Origin of the sequence: Weissella sp. DD23, assembly GCF_001579105.1 — a bacterium.
GTDB classification, from domain to species: domain Bacteria; phylum Bacillota; class Bacilli; order Lactobacillales; family Lactobacillaceae; genus Weissella; species Weissella cibaria.
This window is the reverse complement of sequence record NZ_KQ970394.1, coordinates 254,574-259,208: the sequence shown is the minus strand read 5'-3', so window position 1 is coordinate 259,208 and position 4,635 is coordinate 254,574. Positions and strand designations below refer to the sequence as shown.

Genomic DNA, 4,635 nt, shown 5'->3' with positions numbered 1-4,635 from the left:
ACAGAAGTGAAAGTAAATTGTCAACAACTTATTTCAACAACTTCAATATCAATCTCATTCGATTTATATATCTCCCTGAGACAACTTAAATATCTTACCAAGCAATCAACACAATGTCAACACTTTGTTTTATTCAAGTTTCACAAGAAACGTTTCCGTTTTCGAGTGCTTAAATAATATATCGCATTCGCGAACGTTCGTCAACTACTTTAATTCATCAATTAATTCCGAACAATAAAAAAGCACGTCAGACCTAAATCTGCGTGCTTTTTGTGATGTTATTACTGTCCAACTGCTGTACTATCCGTTGCAGCACCGCTATCGTCAACAGTGGCGCTATCAGTCGCTGCCCCGTCAGTAGATGTACTGCTGCTACTTGATGCTTGTTGAATCGTCTGCGGTTGACCACCAAGTTCTGGTGCATCCGTGACATAGTCAGCCATGGTCGACTTCTGATCATGTTGATCCTTCAACGTTGTGTCTTGCTCCTTGTCCATCTGCTTCAACAACTTCAATCCATCTGACTTCTTATATGAATAATCAGACTTTTTAACCTTCTTAAAGCCTTCTGGTGTGTAGAAACGTAACAAATCTCCCGTTTGAACGTTATCTGAGTACGTTAACATCTTATTAACGTACGCCTGCGTCTGGTCAATGATTTCCTTTGCGCGTGGATCTTCCTTTGGATTTATCTTCGTACCAGTCGTTGTGACATAGTAATTGCCACCATACTTCATGTACTCTGCTGATACCCAATCACCATTACGGAATGGCACAACTTGCTTACGGTTTGTTGCCAACAAGTCCTGGCCAAATTGCACATCATTCGCTGTTGAGACACCTAGTAGATGCAACAACGTTGGCATAACGTCAATTTCTCCACCATACGTGTGGTTCACGCCACCCTGCAAACCAGGTGCGTGCACAATAAATGGCACCTTTTGCCAGTTCGCAAGGTCGTACTTGTTAACTGAACTCTTACCCATCAACTTAGCAATTGCAGCTGGATGGTTTTCAGAAATACCATAGTGATCACCATACAAAACAATCATTGACTTATCATACAAGCCAGATTTCTTCATCCAATTTAAGAACTCAGCAAATGACTGATCTAGGTAACGGGCCGTTTGCACATACCCATCAACCGTCTTATCACCTGTCGTTGTCTTTTCAATTGAAATGTTCTGCTTATCCAAGTCATATGGATAGTGGTTAGTAACCGTAATCAGCTTTGCATAGAATGGTTGTGGCAACTGTTCAACATACTTAGCTGCATCTTGCAAGAAAATCTTATCCTTCATACCGTAGCCGATGTTGTAGCTGGCATTATCAGCATCCTTGTAATATGGCTTACTAAAGAAGTAATCATATCCCCATGACTTATAGGTATTATCACGATTCCAGAACGACGCGACGTCCCCGTGGAAGGCAGCCGTTGTATAACCTTGCTGGTCAAGCCATGCTGGTACTGCTTGGTACGTATTTGACGTACCATAGTTAACCATCGCTGAGCCCGAAGCGGTCCCAAACAATCCGGTTTCCAACATCATTTCAGCATCAGCTGTCTTTCCTTGACCAACTTCATTGTAGAAATTATCAAATGCTAATGTGTTTTGATCATGGTAGAACTTATTGAGGTTAGGTGTCACCTCTACCCCATTAACCTTGTAATCAATCAAGAATTGTTGGAATGATTCCAAGTGGAACATGATCACGTTCTTGCCCTTCTCCTTACCGAAGTAAACAGAATTCTGCAACGTACTATTGTTCTTCACGAATTGCTTAATCTTATCCAAGTCAGAGGCTTTCGCTTCCTTCTTAACATCTGCCGTTTGTTTTGTCTTAAAGACGTTATAGGCCGCGTATTCATTCAAACCCAAATACTTAACAATGTAGTTGTTATCAAATGTTCGCGTCAGTAAGCCTGAGCGATCCTTTGACGAAATACCGTAGCCAACCAGCATCAACAAGATACCAAACACGGTCGTTAATGCGGCAAATCGCTTTTGGACGGCCGTCTTGTCGACCTTAATGACCTTCGTTAACAACAAAACAATCAACACAATAATATCCAAAAAGACCAGGAAATCCGATCCTTGAATAATACCTGCAATTGACTTGCTCAAGTTATTTTCGACTGAGCCACCAGAATTCATAATATTCAACGACAAAAAGTCGGAGAACTCACGATAGTACAAGATATTAGCAAACAGCCAAATCGTCTGTACTAAATTGATCAACAACATCAACCAGTAGGCAATTCGTCCACGGAAGTAAAGCGCAATTCCAAGCAAAATAATTGCTGTTGGAATTGGATTCAAAAATAGCAAGAACTCTTGCAAAGATCCGCTAACTCCCAGTGAAAATTTCGTCTTATATGCCCAGTAGGTTTTTAACCAAACCAAGAACACGGACAACAAGAAGAAGCCAACCGTTGAGTTAAAGTCCGGCCACCATTTTTTGATAGCTGAAATTACTCGTTGCATTTTATTACGCTCCATTTTATCTCGAACGACAATCCGTTCTTAAATTATATTCTTTCAGTATACAGCTGTTCCATTAACGAAACATAAAAGAGACTTAATGATACCAACTTTTCGTCACAGTTTTAAAAGGTCTCCTTAAAGTCCTGCAACGCTTCATAAATGTCGATTGCAACCAAATCTGCGTCATCAAACGCAAAACGTCGGTTATTATCACGTAGTCCCTCAACTGCAAATGTTTGTGATGGCCGATCATACATGACTGTAACAACTGTGACCCCGAATGCATCAAAATGTCGTGTTTGCACATCATCACGGTCATCGACCATCATGGCACGAATACGTTGAGCGATTTGTACCAAATCACTTTCTCGACTCACTCTTTTCCTCTTTCTATCTTATCGGCACTTAAGCTGAAGGCTAGGATGCCTGCAAACATCCCCATATAGTAGGTAATCAGGCGCCAAATCGCCATGGCAAATACAAGTAACGCTGCATTAGGCAAGAACTGTGCGAATAACATCGCAAAACCAGCCTCGGCCCCACCCGTTCCACCTGGAATCGGAAACAGCGAAATGACCATGACAATCAAAATGTGAAAGGCCGTTACCAAGATAACGTTAACATGTGACACACCCAACCCTAGCATTATGAAGTACGGAATTAGGTAATAAACCATCATTTGGAAGAACGTCACCACGATGGCCCGCCACAAAGCCGGCCAATCATGACTCATCCGAACACTCTCTTGATGGAAATTCACAATCTTAGCATCAACCGTTTCCCGCCAAGCAGTCGCTTTATCAGGTTTAAACCGCTGAATCGGCTTAAACAGCCACTGCACCAACGTATTAGTTAGTGCTGGCCAATACATGACTAACAACAAACCAACAATGACTGCCAAATGCACCAAAAACCCTAAAATTACAAATAATGCCCAAGCATGGAGCTTATCCGCAATATACTGGTAGCCAATCACCAACGCCAGGATAAAGTTCACGACAATCATGCCTTGATATACGACAAATTTCATCAATAGAATTGAACCGGCACGGCCGGGGTCAATTCCAGCCTGTGCCATTGTAATCATCTGCATTGGCTGACCACCGGTGGCAAACGGCGTAATACCGTTACCAAACTGTTCAACCAACGGTACCCGAATGGCATCCTTCCAGCTTAATTTCTCATGTGCATCGTTAACAAAGACCTTAACAACGACTGCCTCAAGCAACAAATAGATCACCATGGCGCCAACGGCGACCAGAAGCCACCACCAGTTAGTCTGCCGTAAATCTTGAGTAAACTCATGCAAATTCACCGTACGAAATGACCAGTAAAAGATGCCTAGGCCGATTAACAGCATAATAACAAAGACAATCCCATTACGTTTTGTCATCTAGCTACCTCTTTCCTAGTGCAGCCTGTTCCGTGTAGAACTTTTGCCAGATGCCCGCGACATAATCGGCCGAATAACGTTCTGAAGCCGCGAGTGCCTGTTCTGACAAACGTTGCCGCAAATCTGAATCAATCGCTAAGGTTGCAAGCTCTTGTTGCATATCCGCTTTATCTTTAGCCGGCAAATAGTAGCCGTCAATAATCGCTCGGTACAAATCTAAGTCACGCAAGACTGTCGGTGTCCCTGTGCTAAATGCTTCCAACGCTGACATTGGGAACAATTCCGAATAACTTGGTAATAAGAAAACGTCAGCAACGTTGTAATACCCGTTAATGACTGCGCGATCTACAATCCCTGGGAATTTTAGATTAGCTGGTGGATCAGCGAGAACCTTTTTCAATTCATCATAACCGGCTGTAATTGAGCCAAATGAAAAGCCCCCTACCCAAACAAAGGTCCACTGTGGATTTTCTCGTGCCAGTGCAATGAAGTCCCAAATCCCTTTGCGTTCTTGAATTTGGCCAACACCCAACACCACAAATGCCTCTTGGTCGATGCCAAACTGCTGACGTAAAGTCTGCTTTTGCTCTAGTGGCAACGGATGGAATTGCGTCTTGGTAACAAAATTCGGAATATAGGTAATTTTGTCCCGCTTAACGCCTAAAGCCACCAACTTCTCAATGAACGTTGGATTAACCACCACAATGTGATCCATACGCTTGTAAAACGCCATCACATACCAGTAGAAAATATTTT

Annotated in this window: 4 protein-coding genes; all 4 read right to left on the bottom strand. The window is 42.6% G+C overall.

Annotated features, from left to right (window positions below):
• Window positions 1–281: 281 nt before the first annotated feature.
• Window positions 282–2,486, bottom strand: a complete 2,205-nt coding sequence (locus WEIDD23_RS08660) for an LTA synthase family protein (protein ID WP_010369894.1) — start codon at window positions 2,484–2,486, stop codon at window positions 282–284.
• 122 nt (window positions 2,487–2,608) lie between these two features.
• Window positions 2,609–2,863 (bottom strand): DUF1797 family protein, encoded by a 255-nt coding sequence (locus tag WEIDD23_RS08655; protein WP_010369896.1) that lies wholly within the window; start codon window positions 2,861–2,863, stop codon window positions 2,609–2,611.
• Window positions 2,860–3,879: a lysylphosphatidylglycerol synthase transmembrane domain-containing protein gene (locus tag WEIDD23_RS08650; protein ID WP_062358915.1), complete on the bottom strand. Its 1,020-nt coding sequence runs from the start codon at window positions 3,877–3,879 to the stop codon at window positions 2,860–2,862. Before WEIDD23_RS08650 ends, WEIDD23_RS08655 begins: the two co-directional genes overlap by 4 nt.
• Window positions 3,880–3,883: 4 nt before the next feature.
• Window positions 3,884–4,635 (bottom strand): glycosyltransferase family 4 protein (locus WEIDD23_RS08645; RefSeq protein ID WP_062358914.1); only part of this gene is annotated, 752 nt, incomplete at its 5' end.